We start from the raw sequence: 18720 nt of genomic DNA, 5'->3' as shown, positions 1-18720 counted from the left end.
GCGTCAGAACGGCAGAACCCACTCGCGATCGTCGACCGGCTCGGTGACCGCCGGCACCGCAGGCGTCCAGGCTCCGGGAATGGCCTCGACTGCACGTTGGACATCAGCCGTCGTCCTGCCAGTCACGATCAACTCCATCCCCTCCAAGCCAGGCTCCAGACAGAGCAACAGACCAGAGGCAGAGAACCACCGAACGAGCGGCCCCATCGGCTCGAACCACGTCGGATACGGAGGCAAGGCGACCGAGGCGAACCCCTCCTCCAGGCAGGCGACCACCTCGGGCGTGGCCTGACAGGTACGGCGCTCGGTCCGGCTGGCCATGGCGGCTTCACTCAGGACGGTCTCCACGCAGGCCAGCGACAGGCGGTCAAGGAAGCGTTGTTCTCGATGCGGTAGGACGCGGGGACGGCGTATCCGTTGGCGTCCCGGGCCCACGGGGCGTCGATGAGGCCGTGGGTGACGGCGCTCTCGTCCGTGCCGGAGGAGACCAGGATGGCGTCGACGGGGCCGACCGGGTTGGCGTAGACGACGTTGCCGTTGAGGGCGACGCCGCACGGCTGGGCGACGGGCATGGCCATCGTCATGCTTCCGCGGTCGGTGGACTCGACGCTGATGGCGTCGGTGGTGGCCCAGGGGACTGCGACCGTGTTCGTCCCGGTGTCGGCGATGGCCGCGTATGTGCTGTCACTGGTGGTCGCCGGGGCGACGTCAGCGGCGTCCAAGGCGGTGTCGACCGTGGCCGGCGCCGTCAGCTCCGGCATCATCTGCATGCCGGTGTCACCCTTGCCCCCTACGACCGCGCGGCGGTCTGCCAGGTCAAGAACCACCAGCGCTGGACCGGCCCTTCCCCGCACAGGACGTATCGCTGCCCCCCACCACCACTCCGCAGCACCGGCCACTCGCGCTGCCTGAGCGCCCACGCCGCACGGCCGACAGACCGGCGCCGAAGTCCCCGGCGTCCCCCGAGCGCCGGGGCAGCAGGCGGCCGGCGGCGGCCTCGGTCAGGTCAGGACGGGCGCCGGCCCGGTCGACAAGCAGTGTCCAGGCAGCTTCGACGTCACCGGAGTTGGCCAGCGCCTAAGGCCCGTAGCACTGCGGGACGCCGGGCAGCCAGTTGTCCGGGTGCGAGATGAAGTAGCTCGCCATCCATCCGTCGAACCCACGGGTCCGGTTCTCCACGAAGACCCAGTACGGGTTGCCGCCGACCGTCTCACCCCGCGTCTGGCACGTCACTTCGAGCTGGTCGCCCGGCTGCGCCCTGCCGATCACCTGCGGGCAGTTGGCGGGCGAGGGGTACTCGGGGCAGCGGAAGCCCGGGGCGGAGTCCTTGCGGACATTCACATCCGTCGCCCAGGTGGTGAACACCGGTCCCGCCGCCCGCTGTTCGGCGGTCGCCTGTGCGGGCGCGGCGCCCACCGTCATGGCGAGTGCGCACAGCACCGCCGCCGCGCCGCCCAGTCGGGCGCCGCGCCTCGCTGACTTGCTCAACATGCCGTCTCCTTCGGATCGTTCGGACGTGCGCCCGTCTCGGGCACGTGGTCGGTCAGGTGCGTCGCCCGCACCACCGAGTGGACGGGCGCGCACACCGCGCCGTATGAGGACGGGGCGAAGAGACATTTGCCGCCGGAGCGGCCATAAGCCGAGGTGCCGAGTTCCGTCTGTGAGGCCGAAACGGATGTCACCGGGCCGCGAGCGACGAGCCCGGTTCCGGTCTGACGAGGAGTCCACCATGTTCAAGCGCAGTGCCCGTCTCACCGCCGCCCGGCGTAGACGCCGCCGGTCCGAGAGGGCGTTAAGTCCGTTTCTGATAGCGACCGCGTCCGGGTTGTTCGAGGAGTCCTTGGCGGACGAGTCGTCCCAGGCGGGAGCGGGTGACGTTGATCGAGGGCTCGTCGGTGGGCAGGCCGAGGTGTTCGTATAGATCGCGGACGCAGAACACCTTCTGGGGGTGCTCGTTGAACGTGGTCACGATGCGCTGGTAGACGGTGGCGGTCTCCGCGGGGGCGGTTGCCTGGTCGGGAGGGGTGAGGCCGTCAATGACCTTGCGGGCGACGGCGAGCTCGGCCAGGCGGGCTTCGGTCTCGGCGAGGGCGGTGGTGAGCCGCTCGATCTGCTCGCGCAGGTTGCCGGGCGGGCTGCGGTCTCATCGTGTTCGGTCTGAGCAGCCGCAGGAGTTCGCAGACGTTCACGCGGCCTGCTCCACGTCGTCCCGCCAGGTGGGGGCAGGGGTGGTGAGGCGGCGGAGCATGCCGGCGGTGGAGGCCCAGTAGACGCGGGAGGCCGCGTTGTCGGGTCGGTGGTCGTAGTCGCGGGCCAGGCGCCGGTGCAGCATGAGGGTGCCGTTGACCTGCTCGACCACCCACCGCTTCGGCTGCGGGACGAAGCCCTTGCCTGCGTCGTCGGGGTTGCGGCGGACCACCTCGACGGTGATGTCCTTCACCGCCCCGTGGATGACCACAGCGTCCTTGAAACCCTGGTCGACCAGGACCTTCTCCAGGCGCATCCCGCACCGTTCGGCCGCCTGGTCCAGCAGGGCGATGCCTGCCTGGTTGTCGACGGACTGGGTGTCGATGATCACCAGGGACGGGTCCTCTGATCGTCTGGACCGCTCCCGCACCTGGCAGCGCAAGATCTCCTGGATCCGCTGGTCGAGGCCGTCCTGGTGCCACAGGGTGAAGTAGTAGAACACCGCCGACCAGGCCGGGAGGTCGTGGGGCAGGAGCCGCCACTGACAGCCCGTCCGGTTCTGGTAGAGCAGCGCGTTCACGACCTCGCGCAGGTCGCAGGAGCCCGGATCCCCGGTCGCCGACCGCGCCACCCGCTCCTGCTTCCACGCGGTGACCAGCGGCTCGATCAACGCCCACTGCCGGTTGGCGCGGACCTTCCCAAGGCCATGATCGCTCTGTGCTCGAACTGCCATGTCCTGAAGACCCGTGGGACGGTGACCGACGAGTTCCGCGCCCTCCTTCACGCTACGGCCCTGGCGAGGCACCAGGAACTGCTTGCCGCGGCTCGATGAACCTGCCCCTTCGTGGACGGTGTCCCGGCTGTTGACGAGTACGGTTCGAGGTGTACCGCGGCGCCGGTGACAGCAACTACGGCTGCTCCTGGGTGACGAAGACGACGCGCTGGTGGATGCGGTTGCGGCGCGGGGTCGAAGGTTGTGTCGCGCCCGAGAGGGTTGTCGCGCGGCAGGCGAGGATGTGTTCTCCGACCGAGGATGGTGTCCAGGCTAGGGTGAACCTTTGCCAGGCGTGTCCCGTGCGGGATGTGACCTCGGCCGATGTCCACGTCTGTCCACCGTCGACGCTGACGTCGACACACGCGACGGGCTCGCACGCCCAGGCCCAGCCCCAGATCTCGACAGGCTTGCCGACTGCGACGTCTTCATCAACGGGGGCGACGAGGCAGGAGTTGGGTGCCAGTTCCCATACCGGGGTGGCTTGCGATGAGACGTCAGCCGGCGGGTCCATGTAGTACTTGGTAGTGAAGGCACCGGTACTGCGACGGTCCGAGACCGTGAGCGAGGTCAGCCACTTGGTCGAGTTGGTGCCGTAGTAGCCGGGCACGACGAGGCGAACCGGTCCTCCGCGCCGTGGGGGCAGCGGGGCCCCGTTCACCGTCAGGGCGACGAGGGTGGTTCCGTCCACGGCTTTGTCCAGGGGGAGGTCCTTCTCGTAGTGATCGTGGTATGCGGAGTCGTACACACCGTGATCGATGCCGGCAGAGATGACATAGGCCGCCTCGTTCTCCGGCTCGGCGAGACGGAGGAGATCGCTGAGGAGAACTCCTCCCCACTGGACGTTGCCGACCCGCCGCTGAGGGATGGACGGTGCGAGAGGGCTGCCGGCGCACTCATGCACCGAGGTGATCTCTGTCTGGGGAAGGGCTCGCAGGTCGTCGAGAGACAAAGACAGTCGATGCGCGACCTCCCCGCCGACCGTCAACGACCATCTGTCAGCGGCGACATCGGGTATGCCCAGGTGCCAAACGGAGAACAGGTCGGCCTCCGGAGTGAGGAAGGACTGCATGTCCGGCGGCCGTAGCCTCTGGTCAAGGCCGAAGCCTTCTACGAGCATCGGTGTACTGCGCCCACCGTCGGGGGCGTCGCTGCGGGGGGAAGTAAGCATGGCACAAGCTCTCGTTCCTGGGTCGGCATCCGGGTCTTCTTGATCGTTCCCCCTCGGTGAAGTCAGCGGCCGATCGCGAGCGCGATGAACCGCTGCCTCTGGATCGAGCCTGGCCATGCGAGCGTGTCTGCACGTCGAGGCAAGGCTCGGCCCGCTATCGCGCGTAGAGCGCGGCGGCGCGTCCCATCCGGGTGATCGCCTCCGTCAGAACGGACTGAGAGGTGGCGAAGTTCAGGCGCACATGTCCGGCTCCTCCGGTTCCGAAGATGTGACCGGAGGACAGAGCCACCCTGCCCTGGTCGAAGAACAGCTTTGCCGGTCCGGCCAGGTCGGTGACGGCCACGAGCCCTGTGGCGGTCTCTTCCTTGGCAACGCCGATGGAGCGGCAGTCGAGCCAGGCCAGGTGGGTTCCTTCCGGCCTGATGAATCCGACCCCCGGCAGATGCTTGGCGACGAGTTCGGCCAGCAGGGTCCGGTTCGCGTCAAGCCCTGCGAGCAGCGCGTCGAGCCATGCGTCGCCGTGGCGGAGGGCCGCCGTGTGGGCGATGACGCCCAAATAGCTGGCGCCGAGGTGGGCCTCCGCGGGCATCCGGCGCAGGTCAGCGACTGCGTCCGGCCCTGCGAGGGCGAGCGCCGCCTTGATTCCGGCGAGGTTCCAGCCCTTGGTCGCTGACATGAGCGAGAAGGCGTCCTCGGCGCCGGGCACGCTCAGGTAAGGCGTGAACTTGGCGCCAGGGAGCACGAGCGGGGCGTGGATCTCGTCGGCGACGACACGGACCCCGTACCGGCGAGCCAGTTCGGCAACGGCGGTGAGCTCTTCCAAGGTGTGGACGGCGCCGGTGGGGTTGTGTGGGTTGCTGAGGAGGTAGGCGATCTTGCCCTTTGCGTTCCGTTCCCTGGTTTGCCGGAACGTCTCTTCGAGCGTCTCCAGGCTGATCCGGCCGTCCTGCCCGAGCGGCGCTTCGATGATCCGGCGGTCGCCATGAGTGATGAAGGCGTAGAAGGGTGCGTAGACGGGAGAGTTGACGACGACCGGGTCCCAGGGGTCGGTGATGAGACGCAGTACCTGGACCGCGCCCATCATCACGTCCGGGACCACGGCGGCACGGTCGACCGATGCCCCGTCCCAATCCCAGCGCCGGGAGGCGAAGGCGACCAGCGACTCGGCGAACTCGGTCCCGAAGGGGTATCCCGTGTCACCGGTCTCGATGGCCTCTTGCAGCGCGCCGGCGATCACCGGTGCGAGCCGGACGTCCATCTCCGCCACCCACAGGGGCAGGACATCCGCCGGATGCGTGCGCCATTTCATGCTCCCCCGTCTGCGGAGTTGCTCGAGTGACAGTTCCTCAAGAGGGTTCGCGGACTGCCTGGCCGCGGCCAGCTGGTTCATACGGGACCTCTCCGGTGAGCCGGTGGGCAGGACGGCTGGTCGTTCGCGGTGTCAGTCCCGCGGAACCACCACCGATATCGCCCCTTCGGCCGACGACATCGGTGGTACGTGAAGACTCAGCTGTGAGTCGGCATCGCGAAGTCGGCGCGAACCTGGCTGTCGTCGGGCCAACGGGTGGTGGCGGTCTTGTAGCGGGTGTAGAAGCGCACCCCTTCAGGGCCGTGGATGTGATGGTCGCCGAACAGGGATCGCTTCCAGCCTCCGAAGGAGTGGAAGGCCATGGGGACCGGGATGGGCACGTTGACGCCGACCATGCCGGCCTTGACCTTGGCCACGTAGGTGCGGGCGGTGTGGCCGTCAGCGGTGAAGATCGCCGTGCCGTTGCCGAACTCGTGGTCGTTGACCAGCGTCAGCGCCTCGGTGAACGACTGGGCACGCACCATCGCGAGCACCGGGCCGAAGATCTCCTCCCGGTAGATCCGCATGTCCGCGGTGACGTGGTCCAAGAGGGAGCCGCCAAGGAAGAACCCGCCCTCGTGTCCGGGGAGCGCGGTCCGGCGGCCGTCGACGACCAGTTCGGCGCCTTCCTCGGTGCCCACGTCGAGGTAGCCGGCCACCTTGTCGCGGTGGACCTTGGTGACCAGGGGGCCCATCTGGACTCCCTGCTCGGTGCCGGGGCCGATCTTGAGGTCGGCGAGGGCCGCGACGATGCGCTCGCGCAGGGCGTCGGCGGTGTCCTCGCCGACGGGGACGGCGACCGAGATCGCCATGCACCTCTCGCCGGCCGAGCCGTAGGCGGCGCCCATCAGTGCGGCGACGGCCTGGTCGAGGTCGGCGTCGGGCATGACGACCATGTGGTTCTTGGCGCCGCCGAGTGCCTGGACGCGCTTGCCGTTCGCCGTGGCCGTCCGGTGGACGTACTCGGCGATGGGCGTGGAGCCGACAAAGCTGACGGCCTCGATGTCGTCGTGCGCGAGGAGGGCGTCCACCGCGGTCTTGTCGCCGTGTACGACGTTGAAGACGCCCTTGGGCAGTCCGGCCTCGGTGAGCAGCTTGGCGAGCTCGACGCTGAGGGTGGGGTCCTTCTCCGACGGTTTCATCACGAAGGTGTTCCCGCAGGCGAGCGCGACGGGGAACATCCACATCGGCACCATGGCGGGGAAGTTGAACGGTGAGATGCCCGCGACCACGCCGAGCGGCTGGCGCAGGGAGACCGCGTCCACGGCGCGGGCCACGTTCTCGGAGAACTCGCCCTTCAGCTGCTGGGGGATGCCGCAGGCGAACTCGACGACCTCGAGGCCGCGGATGATCTCGCCCTTGGCGTCGTCGAGCACCTTGCCGTGCTCGGACGTGATGATCGCGGCCAGCCGGTCCGCCTCCCGTTCCACCAGGTCCCGGAACCGGAACAGGATGCGGGCCCGGATGTGCGGCGGAGTGAGGGACCAGGTCTCGAACGCCTCGGTGGCGGCCTGTACCGCCGCGTCCACGTCCGTGGCCGTCGCCAGGGCGACGAGGCCGGTCACCTGGCCGGTCGCCGGGTTGTACACCTCACTGCGGTCCTGAGCCGCGCGGTCGTCCAGGCGGCCGTCGATGTAGTGGTCGATGTGCGTTGCCGTGGTGGTCATGTGTGGCTCCTCAGAGGGATGGGGAATCAGCCGTGGACTGTCGACTCCCGGGAGGCTCGGGGCGTGGACGCTTCCAGGTCGGGAGGTCAGAGACGAGGTGCCGCCCGGTCGCCGTACGTTCACCGACTCGCGTCGCGCAACCGCGAGTTGGCCGTCCGCAGCGCCGCCGTCGACGCCTCCTGCCATGCCCGCGCCGAAGCCAGCAGCCCGGTCATGGACGGGGACATGTGGACGTGCCCCTCCCCCAGATACAGCTCGACAGGGACTTTCGCGTCGTCCAGTCGCTGCGCGTACCACTCGCCATCACCGCGCAGTACGTCGTACTCGGCTACCGCGATGTACGCCGGGGGGAGCCCCGTGAGGTCTGCGGCCAGGAGAGGGGAGGCGATCGGGTCATCGGCATTGCCGCTGTCCGCGAGGTAGAGCGCGCAGAACGTGCGTACGTCGGTCATCGAAAGCGGTAGTTCGTCACCCTCTTCCCTGGGGCGGCTGTGGGTCAGGTCCAGGACGGGCACCTCCAGGAGCTGATGGACGATGTCGTCCCGCCCCTGGTCGCGCAGCAAGAGCGTCGCTCCGGCGGCGATGTCGGCGCCCGACGACTGGCCGCCGACGGTGATCGCACCGGGGAGCGCGCCGATCTCGGCACTGTTGTCGTTGACCCAGTTGATGACCGATATGACGTCGTGCACGGGCGCCGGAAAGGGGTGCTCGGGTGCCTTGCGGTAGTCGACGGAGATCACGATGCAGTCCGCGTGCACGCTGCGACGGCGGCTGACTGCCTCCGAGTCCTTCGAGAACGCGCTGTTGATCACCCATCCTCCGCCGTGCAGGAAGATGTGGACCGGATGAGGTCCCGGGGTGGCCGGCCGGTACAGGATCGCCTGCACGCGCCCGCCGGCCGAATCGATGCTCAGGATTCGGCGCTCGGCGACGCTGGGGCCGGGGCGTCCGAAAGCATCGAAGGCTTCGTCGTTGTTCTGGTTCATCTGCGTCCGGAAGAGCTCCGGGTCTTCGATGACCTTCGGGGGGTGTCCGAAGGGCAGAAGCGGCTCCAGGTCGGGGTCGATCGGCATGGGTGTCCTTCGCCTTGGAGATGCGTGAGGGGGGCGGCGCCGTGGGCGGGCGTCAGCGGACGCGCCGTACCGGAAGGATCACGAGGCCGCCGAGGATGGCGACACCGCCGGCGACGGCGAACAGCATGGCGTAGGACCCGCCTCCCAGGAGGAGGACGAACGGGGCCGTCGCGGGGGCGAGGGCGTTGGCGAGCGTGCTGGACATGTTGAAGACCGCCATGTCCTTGCCCGCGTTCGCCGGGTCCGGAAGGACGTCGGTGACCAGTGCGAGGTCGACGGCGAGGAAAGCCCCGTAGCCGATGCCCGCGACGGCCATCGCGACGAGGTAACCGTTGAACCCCGTGACCAGCGACGCGATGATCAGCGCGACGCCGTATATCGCCGCGGAGGCCAGCACGAAAGCCTTTCGGCGGCCGAGGCGGTCCGACAGCTTCCCGCCGGTGACGCTGGTGAGGATCGTGGTGATCGACAGCACCAGACTCGCGACGAAGATCTGCCGCGGCACCTCGTTCTGGCTGGAACCGAGCTGGTTGAGCAGGAAGAACGCCTGGTAGGTGGTCAGGAAGCCGTAACCGACCACGAACAGGAGCCGGCCTAGCCAGACCCACGCGAAGTCAGGGTGCCGGACCGGGTTGACCCAGAAGGTCTCCGCGATCTCGCGCACCGACAGTTTCGGCTTGGGGGCGTCCTTGGACAGCCGGCGGTCCTTGACCAGGGCGATGAAGACCAGGACGCTCACGGCCGCGATGAGCGGCGGCAGCAGGAACATCAGCAGCGTGTCGGTGGCGACGGCCTGGACGATGAACGTACCGCCGATCACCGCCAGCGGAAGGGTGAGACCGACCAGACCCGACACGAGGCCACGCTGCTGCACTGGCACGCGGTCAGCGATGACCGCGAGCAGCGGCGTGCCGATCAGGTTCGCCGCGACGCTGTACAGCGCGAACGCGGTCAGCAGCACGGGCACGTTCGGAGCGAGCCCCATGACCGCTCCGAGCGCGACGACTCCGGCCGCGCCGACGAGCAGATACGGACGTCGCATACCGATGCGTGCCGTCGTCCGGTCGCTCAGCCGCCCCACGACGGGCATCAGCACCAGCGGCAGAAGAACACCCACGCCGACGATGGCGCTCAGGGTGCTCGCGGCGTCCTTGGCACCGACCAGCGCCTGGACCTTGAGGGCCAGCGACACCGTGCCCGGAGTCAGGCAGGCGATCCAGAATCCCGCGTAGGCGAACGCGAACGCGAAGATGAACGACTTCCCTACCGGGGGGTGCTCATTGTCGGAGGGCGCTGTGCGGGACTCGGCCAGCGGCTGCGGCGAGATGGGGGACGCAGTCATGTCGTGCCAATCTTCGTTCTCGCACCGGGATGCGTAAGTGCCGGGAATTGCGCGTTCGCCCCGGTGGCTGTCGGTCGAGGGCGCGGGCGTTGCGGAGACTGTAGGCCCGCCGAGATTTCAGATCCAACGATTGGTTGTGATGGCGGCCATCGCTGGCAGAGAACCTTCGAGGTGGGATCCACCCTGGCGGCCTACAGCCTCAGCGCGCACGTGCGCGGGCCTGCGGCGCTCGGTCAGCGCCAGTAGTCGTTCGCTGCTGCGATCGTCGCGAACTCCACCGCGACCACGTGGGCGATGGAGATGAGCGAGTCCGCGTCCTGCGCGTACTCGGGGCGCAAATGCTCGCGCACCGTGCCGTCGGGCTGCGTTGCCTTGATGACCAGTCGGGCCATCTTGATGGCGAGTTCGCGGCCGTCCTGGGGAGAGGCGGTGATCAGGGTGTTGCCGGGGACCAGTTCAGTGGCCATGTCATACCTCCGTGATGGTGACGGTTTTTCTGGATCATCCTGATGCGGGGCACACGGCGATGTGTGCCCGTCCTGGGACTCATAGCTGGTCAGCCAGCCGCGCGAAGGTGTCGGCGGCGGACTCGGCCTTCGCCTGTCGGTGCCCGGTCCCGGCCCACAGATGGATCAGCCGGGTGTCGTCGGCGGCGGTGGCCGCCTTGCGCAGTGGGCCTGTGAGGTGGTGGAGGGCGGGGTACCCGCCCGGGGCGATCGGGTCGTACCGGTCGGTGAAGTGGTTGCGCAGGGCGCGCGCGGGGCGCCCTGTGAAGGCGCGGGTGACGACGGTGGCGGGGAAGGCCGGGTCTACCAGGGCCGCTTTGTGCGGTGCGGACGCGCCGCTCTCCTGCGTGCGCAGCAGGGCAGTGCCCACCATGGCGGCTTGCGCTCCCGCACCCAGCGCGCCCGCCACGTCGATGCCCGTGGTGATTCCGCCGGTGGCGATGACGGGCAGGGCGACGGCGCGGCGGACGCCCGCGATCAGGTCGGGCAACGAGACCTGTTCGGGGAGCCGCTCGGGGGTGAGCGTGGCCGAGTGTCCGCCGGCGGCCGGTGCCTGCACGATGGCGGCGTCGGCACCGGCGTCGGCCGCTCGACGGGCCTCGTCGGCCGAGGTGACGCACTGCAGAACGGTGCTCCCGGCCCTGCGCAGGGCGGTGACGACCACGCGGTCCGGGATGCCGAACGTGAAGGACACCCAGGGGACGGGAGACGAGGTGAGCAGGTCGATCTTGTCCGTCCAGTGGTCGTCGTCCTCGACAGGAATCTCGGGGAGCGTGAGGCCGTAGCGGTCGGCCTCCGTCTGTATCTGCCGCGCGTAGCGCCGGTACGCCTCCCGGGGGGCGGGAACCGGGTTGGGCACGAACAGGTTGACGCCGAACGCGACGCCTTCCGCACGGGTGGTGTGGATCTGGCCGGCCAGTGCCTGAGCGGTCTTGTACCCGCCGGCCAGGAAGCCCAGGCCGCCCGCCCGGGCCGCAGCGGTGACCAGCGCGGGGGTGCTGGGCCCTCCGGCCATCGGCGCCGCGATGAGGGGAAGGTCTGCTCCGAGGTCGGAGAGCAGCGTGCTCACGACAACTCCTCCTGAAAGGTATGTGTGTCAGGCCGCCGGGGCCACGGGCCCGAGGTGGTGCGGGAAGCGGATGCAGACGGCGGCCGCCGCGACAGCGGAGACGACGACCAGCGCGCTGCCCAGCAGGAGCGCCTGGTGGTAGCCGTGGCTGAGCAACGGGGCGGCGAGCAGCGGACCGAGGATCTGTCCGACGCTGTATCCGGCCGTCAACAGGGCCACCGCCTTCGGCACTTGAAGGTGGGCGCCGATGGACAGGGTGATCGTGCAGACGCCCATGAAGGTGGCGCCGAACAGCACGGCGGACACGAGTGCCGGCGTGGCACCGCCCAGCAGCGCCGGCGCGGCGATGCCGATGGCCTGGATGGTCAGCGAGGTGAGCAGCAGGGCCGGCCGGGACCAGCGGCCGGCCAGCCGGGTCCACAGCGCGCAGGAGGGCAGTGCGGCGAGGCCGACCACGATCCAGGCCCCGGAGCCGAGCCGGCCCGGGACGCCCTGCTGGATCGCGGCGACGAGGAAGGTGCCGGCGATGATGTAGCCGATGCCCTCGAAGGTGTAGCTGGTGAGCAGGGCCACGAACCATCGGTGAGTGCGGGGTCGTTCGGTCCGTCCGGCCGCCTGGGAACTCTTGGGTTCCGGCTGCGAGGCCAGGGGCCAGGCCATCGCGGCGAGCAGGCCGGACAGGGCGGCGCAGGTCCACCATGCGGCCTGCCAGGTGGACGCGGCCTGCACGACGACGACCAGCAGGCCGGACAGGGCGATTCCGGCACCGACTCCGCCGAAGGCCCAGCCGACCAGGTGGTGGGCGTGCTCGCGAAGGCCGGAGAGCATCGCGCTGACGGCGATCACGAAGATCAGCGCGCTGGCCGCGCCGGCCACGAGGCGCAGCAGGAACCAGACGCTGCCGTCGCGAGTGACCGGCATGAGTGCCAGCGTCGCCACGAGCACGACGAAGGAACTGCGCAGAACTGCGGTCGACCGTACGAGGGCGGGTACGGCGATGCCGGCCAGGGCACCTGCGAGATAGCCGATGAAGTTCGCGGTCGCCAGGTCGGCCCCGAGCCCGGAGGAGAGGCCGGCCTGGGTGTGCATGAGGGGAAGGACGGGGGTGTAGACGAACCGGCCGATCCCCTGTCCCGCGGCGAGTGCGGCCGCTCCCTGGGCCACGATCGTCCAAGGAGACCGTGTTCGCGGACGGGTCGGGGCTGATGGCTGCACGGTCCTGGGCACCTTCCTGGTGGCGTTCTCTGGCCGCCTTTGACGCTAGGCACTCGCGTGTCGCGCTGTGAAATGCCGGTTAGGGTGCCTCTATGCGCGGCAGGCATGGTTGCCGGGAAGGGGTGCGCCGAGCATGGACGTCGAACTGCGTCACCTGCGGGCCTTCGCATCGGTGGCCCACCATCTCTCGTTCTCCCGTGCCGCCGAGGAACTGCTGATCACACAGCCGGCGCTGAGCCGAACGATCGCGCAACTGGAGGGCAATCTGAGCGTCCGTCTGGTCGACCGGTCCTCCCGGCACGTCGAACTGACCGATACCGGCGCGGAGTTCCTTCTTCACGTGGAGCGGGTTCTCGCGACCCTCGATCAAGCCCTCGCCGTCGTCAGCCACCGCATCACCCTGCGGCTCGGCTTCAGCTGGCTGCTGCCCGACCCCTGGACACAGCAGACCGTCAGCCGCTTCGAAGAGACCACGGGAGCGACCGTCGCCCTGACCCGGACCGACGACCCGCTCTTGGCGCTGCGTCAGCGCACGCTCGACATCGCGGTGGTACGGGGCGAGATCGACACGCCACGAGGGGCGCGAACAGTGCACCTGTTCGACGAGCCGCGCATAGCCGTGTGCTCCGAGCACTCCGACCTGACCCGTTTCGACCATCTGGACTGGACGGACGTCCAGCACTGGACCCTGGTCGTCAACACCGTCAGCGGCACGACCGGCCCCTGGTCGTGGCCGGTGGACCAACGCCCCGACCGGATCATCGAAACGACCAACTACGACGAATGGCTGGAGACGGTGGCCGCCAATCGCGGCATCGGCATCGTCCCCGAAGTCGCGCTGCGCCGATCCCCGCACCCCGCCGTGCGCTTCGTGCCCCTCATCGACGCACCGCCGAGTCCGGTCAGCCTCGTCCACTTCCCCGACGCCCGGCGAACGCTGATCCGCCGGTTCCTGGAGGCCGCGGTTCCCGCCACCCGACAGTGATCGGGCCCCGCCAGCCGGATCTATGCCTGAAGCACATAGACGGGCCACAACAGGCATTTCTGCCGGACGTGGGAAGTCACTAGCGTCGAGGGCATGAGCGAAACCCGCATCGCAGGTCTGCCCCGACAAGAATCCGCGATCACCGTCCTGGGCGGCCCCACGGCCGTGATCGACCTTGGTGGACTGCGCATCGTCAGCGATCCGACCTTCGACGACGCGGGCCCGCACGGGTACCTCACCAAGACGGCGAGCACCGCCGTCGACGAAGACGGCGTGGGCCGGGTCGACCTCGTTCTGGTCAGCCACGACACGCATCCCGACAACCTCGACGAGCGCGGCCGTGCCTTCGCGAAGGCCGCCCCGCTGGTACTCACCGGCCCTCTGGCCGCCGGACGGCTCGGCGCCCCGGCCGTCGGCCTCGCACCGTGGACCAGCCACTCCGTGCCCCGCACGGACGGCGGCGGCGACCTGACCGTCCTGGCGGTCCCCGCGGTCCACGGCCCCGAGGACGGCGAGCGCGACGCCGACGGGAACGTCAACTGCGAGGTGATCGGGTTTGTGCTGTCCGGGCAGGGACTGCCCACTGTGTATGTCAGCGGCGACAACGCCTCGATACGCACGGTCGCGGAGATCTCCCGCCGGGTGCCCGACATCGACGCGGCCGTCCTGCACGTGGGCGCGGCACGCGTCGCGGCGAAGTTCGACGGACGCCCCCTCTCACTGGACAGCCGTGCCTCCGCCGCCGCAGCGGCCGTCCTCGGCGCCGACACGGTCATCCCGGCCCACTACGACGCCTGGGCCCACTTCACCGAGGGACTGTCGGAGATCGAGCTGGCCTTCCACGAGGCCGGCCTGTCCTCCGTACTGCGGGCCGCACCCCATGGAACGTGGGTGCGGCTGAGCCGCTGACTACCGTCACCACCACACGCCGGGAACAGACGAGCAAGGAACGACACATGCCATTCGTACGAATCGATCTCATCCGTGGACGCCGTCCCGACGAGCTGAGGGCAATCGCCGATGCGACACACCGAGCGCTCGTGAACATACTGGACATCCCCGAGCGAGACAGGTTCCAGGTCATCACCGAGCACGACGCGGACCACGTCATCGCCCTTGACGCCGGCCTCGGCTTCGAGCGAAGCGACCGTCTGGTGATGATCCAGATCTTCACCCAGACCGGACGTACCACCGAGGTCAAGCAACGCCTCTTCCAGGCCGTCGCCGAACAGCTTGAACCACTCGGCGTCAGCGGTGAGGACGTCTTCATCGGCATCGTCGAAAACGGCCCTCAGGACTGGTCGTTCGGCTTCGGTCGCGCCCAGTACACCGAGGGCGACCTGGCCGTGCCCGGCCGCTGACGCCATTCGCCCTACGACCGGCCGCAGGTATGCTCCTGCCCACGGGCCCATGTGGAGGTCGACGTGGAACTCTCCGACCTGCGGATCTTCCTGGCCGTCGCGCGCACGCACGGCATCACCAGGGCCGCTCAGGAACTGCACACCGTGCAGTCGAACGTCAGCGCACGCGTCCACGCTCTGGAGAAGCATCTGGGCGCCCCGCTGTTCCGCCGGCACGCGCGGGGCGTGGCGCTGACGAACGCGGGCGAGCAGCTGCTGCCGTATGCCGAGCGCATCAGCAGGCTCGTCGACGAGGCGCAGCAGGTGATCGGCGACGAGGCCGATCCGTGCGGTCCGCTGCGGATCGGGTCCATGGAGACCACGGCGGGCCTGCGGCTTCCCACCGTGCTGGCGGCCTTCGCCGAGGACTGTCCGCGCGTCGACTTCTCGCTGATCACCGGGCCGACCGAGCAACTGGTCCGGGATGTCCTGGAGTATCGGCTGGACGGCGCGCTGGTCAATGGCCCGATGCGGCAGCCCGACCTGGTGGAGACTCCGGTGTTCGAGGAACGCCTCGTCCTCGTCACCGCGCGCCGCGTCACGGACCTGGACGCCGTCATGCGAGACCCCAAGATTCTCGTCTTCCGCAGCGGCTGCTCCTACCGCAGGCGTTTGGAGAGCCTCCTGGAGGCGCGGGGCGCCATCGGCGTTCGCTGCATGGAATTCGGATCACTGGACGGCATCCTCGGCTGCGTCGGGGCCGACATGGGCCTCACCTTGCTGCCCGCCGCTGTTGTCGAGCGGCACGCCTCCCGCGAACAGGTGCGGGTGCACGAGCTACCGGAGGAGGAGGCACGGGCTCAGACCGTCTTCGTCCAGCGCGTCGACACACCGCCGTCGCCCGGCCTCACACGGTTCCTCACCCATGCGCGAGCCATCCAGCAGACACCGCCCGCCCTGCGGATGGTCGGGGGCTCCTCCGCGGCCACGGGCTAGGTGATGCGGGTCAGCGGGTTGTTGACGCTGCGGCCGAGAGATCAAGGTGTCTCGAGCAACGTCGCGATGGCTGCGCGAGCATGACGGGCTGGAGCCGGGTCGCCACTGATACCGGCCGTCACGATGGCTCCTTCGGCGAGGAGGAAGACTGGTTCGACCACCGGCACCCCGGTGGCGCGGACCCATATGGCGATCTGGTCGTGGAATGCCTGCTTGTGTGACCGGGCTTCGGCCACCACCGCTTCGGACGACGAGCCGAGTTCGCCGTACGCGTTGATCCAGGCGCATCCGCGGAAACCGGGCTGTGCAAACCACTCGGCAAGCCAGTCGAAGATCGCGAGTACCCGCTCGCGGGGATCCCGTACCTGTTCCACGTGGGCGGCCAGGTCTCCTCTCCACCGTTGGTCGCGGCGTTTGAGCATCGCCACGACGAGATCCTCCTTCGACGCGAAGAACCGGTAAATCCGCTTCAGCGGCAGACCTGATGCTGCGCGCACCTCATCCATTCCGACTGCTTGGATGCCTCGCCCATAAAAGAGCTTCTCTGCTGCGTCGAGCAGTGCTTCACGGTCCATGCGGTTCTGTTCCTCGGCGATCGGGGCCGGCACCAGTGCTCCTTGACGTTGAGAACGATCGTTCCCTACCCTAGTTCCGACCAATGGAGAACGTACGTTCTCAATGTGAGGAGACCGCAGTGCCGGAAGATCGCCCGCCCTATCCCCCGTTCACCCGGGAGACCGCCCTGCACAAGGTCCAGGCCGCCGAGGATGCGTGGAACACCCGCGATCCCCAGCGGGTGGCACTGGCCTACACCGCGGACTCGAGGTGGCGGAACCGGGACACGTTCGTCAGCGGCCGCGAGGAGATCGTCGCCTTCCTGACGCGGAAGTGGGAGCGGGAGCTGGGCTACGCGTTGCGCAAGGGCCTCTGGGGGTTCCACGAGAACCGGATCGCCGTCCGCTTCCAGTACGAGTGGCATGACACGGCGGGCCAGTGGTGGCGCAGCTACGGCAATGAACTGTGGGAGTTCGACGAGCGCGGCCTCATGCGGCGCCGCGAGGCGAGCATCAACGACGTCGCCATCGCCGAAGCCGACAGGCGCATTCACGGTCCTCGGCCGGTGGACGAACACGGGATCGACTTCCCGCTCCAGTAGCGCCCGCCCTCGGGGGCCCCGCGCACAGACGAACCTGGAACGCGGGCACCAGGGCCGCGCAGACGCCGCCCCCGCCTGCCCCTCACCCTTCCGTACAGCAACGGCCCCATCGAGGGTGTCAACGCGGCACCGATTCACCCGACGGCCGCCCGTTGGTCATCGGAAAGTTCTCTGACGGTGATGGCTCCCATCGCAAGCAATCGTTGGATATGAAATCTCGGCGAACCTACTGTCCCCTTAACGCCGCACCGCCCTCGCACCAATGAGCGGATGCCTGGACGAAGAGGACTTCGCCTTGCTGACAACGCGCCTTACCCACGCCTTCGGAATCGAGCACCCCGTCGTGCTCGCCCCCATGGACCTCGTCTCCGGGGCCCGGCTCGCCACCGCGGTGACCACCGCGGGCGGACTGGGCCTGATCGGCGGCGGCTACGGCGACGCAGAGTGGCTGAAGCGGGAGTTCGCCGCCGCGGCCGGCACCCGGGTGGGGTGCGGCTTCATCACCTGGAGCCTGGCCCGCCATCCCGGCCTGCTCGACAGCGCCCTGGAGCACCAGCCCGCCGCGGTCATGCTCTCCTTCGGCGACCCCACCCCGTTCGCCGACCGGATCCGCGCCGCCGCCGTACCACTGCTGTGTCAGATCCACACGCTCGACCAGGCCCGCCAGGCTCTCGACGCCGGAGCGGACGTCATCGTCGCGCAGGGCGGCGAGGCCGGTGGGCACGGCGTCGGAACGCGTTCGACGTTCACCCTCGTCCCCGATGTCGCGGATCTGATCGCCGACCGCTCCCCGGACACGCTTCTGCTGGGCGCGGGAGGAGTGGCGGACGGTCGCGGCCTCGCCGGCGCGCTCGCCCTCGGCGCGGACGGCGTCCTCGTCGGCACCCGTTTCTGGGCGACGCGGGAAGCCGTCGTCTCCGCTCGCGCCCACGCCCGAGCGGTAGCCGCCGGCGGCGACGAGACCATCCGCACCAGCGTCTACGACATCGTGCGCAGGTACGAGTGGCCCGTCGAGTACAACGGACGCGTGCTGCGCAACCGGTTCATCGACCGCTGGCACGGGCGGGAGACGGAACTCGCCGCACAATTGGCCGAGGCCGCCTCAGAGTTCCAGGACGCCGTGGCACAGCAGGACTTCGACACCGCGAACATGATCGTCGGCGAGGGCGTCGGCCTGATCCAGAAGATCCTGCCCGCCGGGGAAGTGGTGCGCAGGATGGCGCAGGACGCCGCCGCCCGCCTCGCCAGACGGGCTCCGCAGACCGCCGCGGTCGGCGGCTGATCCGGGCTCTTGGCACCGCCCACCGGTCCTGGGCGCAGGTCGTCGTGGCGGTGACGCTGCAAATCGTGTTCAGCGCCATGGTGTACGCGCCGACGGCCGCTTACCTGACCGAGCTGTTCCCGCCCCGGATCCGCTACACCGGGCTGTCGGTGTCGTACCACCTGGGAGCGGGTGTCTTCGGCGGGTTCATGCCGCTCATCGCGCTCTCGCTCACCTCGTCGACCGGCAACCAGCTCGCCGGCTTGGCCTATCCCATCGCCGTGGCCGCCGTGTCCACCGTGGTCAGCCTGGTACTGCTGCGCGGCGGCCGGGACAACAAGCTCGTGCGGGCCGTATGGAACCTGCTCGGCACGCCCGATCGGGCGGACTCGCCCGAACCCGCCCCCACCGGGTGATCCAGACCGGTGCCCGCCTCCCTGACACGGCGGGCGCTGCCGCGGGGGGGGGGGGGGCCCCCCCGCGGGGGGGGGGGGCCGCCCCCCCCCCCCCCCCCCCCCCCCCCCCCCCCCCCCCCCGGCCCCCCCCCCCCCCCCCCCCCCCCCCCCCCCCCCCCCCCCCCCCCCCCCCCCCCCCCCCCCCCCCCCCCCCCCCCCCCCCCCCCCCCCCCCCCC

21 protein-coding genes are annotated in these 18720 nt (G+C 69.4%); 7 read left to right on the top strand and 14 right to left on the bottom strand.

Going from position 1 to position 18720, the window contains the following annotated elements:
* Positions 1–3 precede the first annotated feature (3 nt).
* The 13 genes from ACFYX4_RS38405 to ACFYX4_RS38345 form a co-directional block, all read right to left on the bottom strand.
* Entirely contained in the window at positions 4–348 is a 345-nt protein-coding gene (locus tag ACFYX4_RS38405; protein ID WP_389344116.1) for a hypothetical protein, read from the bottom strand.
* A complete protein-coding gene (locus ACFYX4_RS38400) occupies positions 333–770 on the bottom strand; it encodes a hypothetical protein (RefSeq protein WP_389344114.1) in 438 nt (145 codons plus the stop codon). Before ACFYX4_RS38400 ends, ACFYX4_RS38405 begins: the two co-directional genes overlap by 16 nt.
* A gap of 307 nt (positions 771–1077) precedes the next feature.
* The gene (locus tag ACFYX4_RS38395) at positions 1078–1491 is read right to left on the bottom strand and encodes an SH3 domain-containing protein (protein ID WP_389344112.1); all 414 of its coding nucleotides are present in this window, start codon (positions 1489–1491) and stop codon (positions 1078–1080) included.
* A 301-nt stretch (positions 1492–1792) separates the two neighbouring features.
* Positions 1793–1969: a hypothetical protein gene (locus ACFYX4_RS38390; RefSeq protein WP_389344110.1), complete on the bottom strand. Its 177-nt coding sequence runs from the start codon at positions 1967–1969 to the stop codon at positions 1793–1795.
* 216 nt (positions 1970–2185) lie between these two features.
* Positions 2186–2920, bottom strand: a complete 735-nt coding sequence (locus tag ACFYX4_RS38385; RefSeq protein ID WP_389344108.1) for a transposase — start codon at positions 2918–2920, stop codon at positions 2186–2188.
* Positions 2921–3095: 175 nt separating this feature from the next.
* Complete coding sequence (locus ACFYX4_RS38380; RefSeq protein ID WP_389344106.1) at positions 3096–4031, bottom strand: molybdopterin-dependent oxidoreductase; 936 nt, start codon at positions 4029–4031, stop codon at positions 3096–3098.
* A 253-nt stretch (positions 4032–4284) separates the two neighbouring features.
* Complete coding sequence (locus ACFYX4_RS38375; RefSeq protein WP_389344104.1) at positions 4285–5520, bottom strand: MalY/PatB family protein; 1236 nt, start codon at positions 5518–5520, stop codon at positions 4285–4287.
* A 116-nt stretch (positions 5521–5636) separates the two neighbouring features.
* Positions 5637–7145, bottom strand: a complete 1509-nt coding sequence (locus ACFYX4_RS38370) for a CoA-acylating methylmalonate-semialdehyde dehydrogenase (protein ID WP_389344102.1) — start codon at positions 7143–7145, stop codon at positions 5637–5639.
* Between the two features lie 119 nt (positions 7146–7264).
* Positions 7265–8218, bottom strand: coding sequence for an alpha/beta hydrolase (locus ACFYX4_RS38365; protein WP_389344100.1), 954 nt, complete (start codon positions 8216–8218; stop codon positions 7265–7267).
* A gap of 52 nt (positions 8219–8270) precedes the next feature.
* On the bottom strand, positions 8271–9560 hold the full coding sequence (locus tag ACFYX4_RS38360) for an MFS transporter (RefSeq protein WP_389344097.1): 1290 nt from the start codon (positions 9558–9560) through the stop codon (positions 8271–8273).
* A gap of 233 nt (positions 9561–9793) precedes the next feature.
* On the bottom strand, positions 9794–10027 hold the full coding sequence (locus ACFYX4_RS38355) for a hexameric tyrosine-coordinated heme protein (protein ID WP_389344095.1): 234 nt from the start codon (positions 10025–10027) through the stop codon (positions 9794–9796).
* Between the two features lie 79 nt (positions 10028–10106).
* Positions 10107–11135 (bottom strand): nitronate monooxygenase, encoded by a 1029-nt coding sequence (locus ACFYX4_RS38350; RefSeq protein WP_389344093.1) that lies wholly within the window; start codon positions 11133–11135, stop codon positions 10107–10109.
* A gap of 27 nt (positions 11136–11162) precedes the next feature.
* Positions 11163–12350, bottom strand: coding sequence for a YbfB/YjiJ family MFS transporter (locus ACFYX4_RS38345; RefSeq protein ID WP_389344091.1), 1188 nt, complete (start codon positions 12348–12350; stop codon positions 11163–11165).
* Between the two features lie 133 nt (positions 12351–12483).
* Between ACFYX4_RS38345 and ACFYX4_RS38340 the strand changes: the two genes are divergently transcribed.
* The 4 genes from ACFYX4_RS38340 (at position 12484) to ACFYX4_RS38325 (ending at position 15671) form a co-directional block, all read left to right on the top strand.
* Positions 12484–13335: a LysR family transcriptional regulator gene (locus ACFYX4_RS38340; RefSeq protein ID WP_389344089.1), complete on the top strand. Its 852-nt coding sequence runs from the start codon at positions 12484–12486 to the stop codon at positions 13333–13335.
* A gap of 93 nt (positions 13336–13428) precedes the next feature.
* Positions 13429–14244, top strand: coding sequence for an MBL fold metallo-hydrolase (locus ACFYX4_RS38335; protein WP_389344087.1), 816 nt, complete (start codon positions 13429–13431; stop codon positions 14242–14244).
* Between the two features lie 47 nt (positions 14245–14291).
* Entirely contained in the window at positions 14292–14696 is a 405-nt protein-coding gene (locus tag ACFYX4_RS38330; protein ID WP_389344085.1) for a tautomerase family protein, read from the top strand.
* A gap of 63 nt (positions 14697–14759) precedes the next feature.
* Positions 14760–15671 carry a LysR substrate-binding domain-containing protein gene (locus ACFYX4_RS38325; RefSeq protein WP_389344083.1) on the top strand — a complete coding sequence of 304 codons (912 nt, stop codon included), beginning with the start codon at positions 14760–14762 and terminating at the stop codon, positions 15669–15671.
* A gap of 41 nt (positions 15672–15712) precedes the next feature.
* Here ACFYX4_RS38325 and ACFYX4_RS38320 read toward each other — a convergent pair whose 3' ends face one another.
* Positions 15713–16279, bottom strand: a complete 567-nt coding sequence (locus tag ACFYX4_RS38320; protein ID WP_389344081.1) for a TetR/AcrR family transcriptional regulator — start codon at positions 16277–16279, stop codon at positions 15713–15715.
* A gap of 86 nt (positions 16280–16365) precedes the next feature.
* Between ACFYX4_RS38320 and ACFYX4_RS38315 the strand changes: the two genes are divergently transcribed.
* The 3 genes from ACFYX4_RS38315 to ACFYX4_RS38305 all read left to right on the top strand — a co-directional run bounded on the left by ACFYX4_RS38315 (position 16366) and on the right by ACFYX4_RS38305 (position 18504).
* Positions 16366–16827: a DUF1348 family protein gene (locus ACFYX4_RS38315; RefSeq protein WP_389344079.1), complete on the top strand. Its 462-nt coding sequence runs from the start codon at positions 16366–16368 to the stop codon at positions 16825–16827.
* A 295-nt stretch (positions 16828–17122) separates the two neighbouring features.
* Positions 17123–18109 (top strand): NAD(P)H-dependent flavin oxidoreductase, encoded by a 987-nt coding sequence (locus ACFYX4_RS38310; protein ID WP_389344077.1) that lies wholly within the window; start codon positions 17123–17125, stop codon positions 18107–18109.
* A gap of 50 nt (positions 18110–18159) precedes the next feature.
* Positions 18160–18504, top strand: coding sequence for a hypothetical protein (locus tag ACFYX4_RS38305; RefSeq protein WP_389344075.1), 345 nt, complete (start codon positions 18160–18162; stop codon positions 18502–18504).
* Positions 18505–18720 lie beyond the last annotated feature (216 nt).

The sequence above is a fragment of the Streptomyces sp. NPDC002328 genome (assembly GCF_042890065.1).
Taxonomy (GTDB): domain Bacteria; phylum Actinomycetota; class Actinomycetes; order Streptomycetales; family Streptomycetaceae; genus Streptomyces.
The sequence above is the reverse complement of the archived record's forward strand: the minus strand, read 5'-3'. Positions and strand labels throughout refer to the sequence as shown.

Bases quoted from the DNA above. Each gene is read 5' to 3' on its own strand.
- ACFYX4_RS38375 (WP_389344104.1), bottom strand. From the start codon at position 5,520: ATGAACCAGCTGGCCGCGGCCAGGCAGTCCGCGAACCCTCTTGAGGAA.
- ACFYX4_RS38385 (WP_389344108.1), bottom strand. From the start codon at position 2,920: ATGGCAGTTCGAGCACAGAGCGATCATGGCCTTGGGAAGGTCCGCGCC.
- ACFYX4_RS38365 (WP_389344100.1), bottom strand. From the start codon at position 8,218: ATGCCGATCGACCCCGACCTGGAGCCGCTTCTGCCCTTCGGACACCCC.
- ACFYX4_RS38330 (WP_389344085.1), top strand. From the start codon at position 14,292: ATGCCATTCGTACGAATCGATCTCATCCGTGGACGCCGTCCCGACGAG.
- ACFYX4_RS38360 (WP_389344097.1), bottom strand. From the start codon at position 9,560: ATGACTGCGTCCCCCATCTCGCCGCAGCCGCTGGCCGAGTCCCGCACA.
- ACFYX4_RS38355 (WP_389344095.1), bottom strand. From the start codon at position 10,027: ATGGCCACTGAACTGGTCCCCGGCAACACCCTGATCACCGCCTCTCCC.
- ACFYX4_RS38400 (WP_389344114.1), bottom strand. From the start codon at position 770: ATGCAGATGATGCCGGAGCTGACGGCGCCGGCCACGGTCGACACCGCC.
- ACFYX4_RS38340 (WP_389344089.1), top strand. From the start codon at position 12,484: ATGGACGTCGAACTGCGTCACCTGCGGGCCTTCGCATCGGTGGCCCAC.
- ACFYX4_RS38380 (WP_389344106.1), bottom strand. From the start codon at position 4,031: ATGCAGTCCTTCCTCACTCCGGAGGCCGACCTGTTCTCCGTTTGGCAC.
- ACFYX4_RS38335 (WP_389344087.1), top strand. From the start codon at position 13,429: ATGAGCGAAACCCGCATCGCAGGTCTGCCCCGACAAGAATCCGCGATC.
- ACFYX4_RS38395 (WP_389344112.1), bottom strand. From the start codon at position 1,491: ATGTTGAGCAAGTCAGCGAGGCGCGGCGCCCGACTGGGCGGCGCGGCG.
- ACFYX4_RS38370 (WP_389344102.1), bottom strand. From the start codon at position 7,145: ATGACCACCACGGCAACGCACATCGACCACTACATCGACGGCCGCCTG.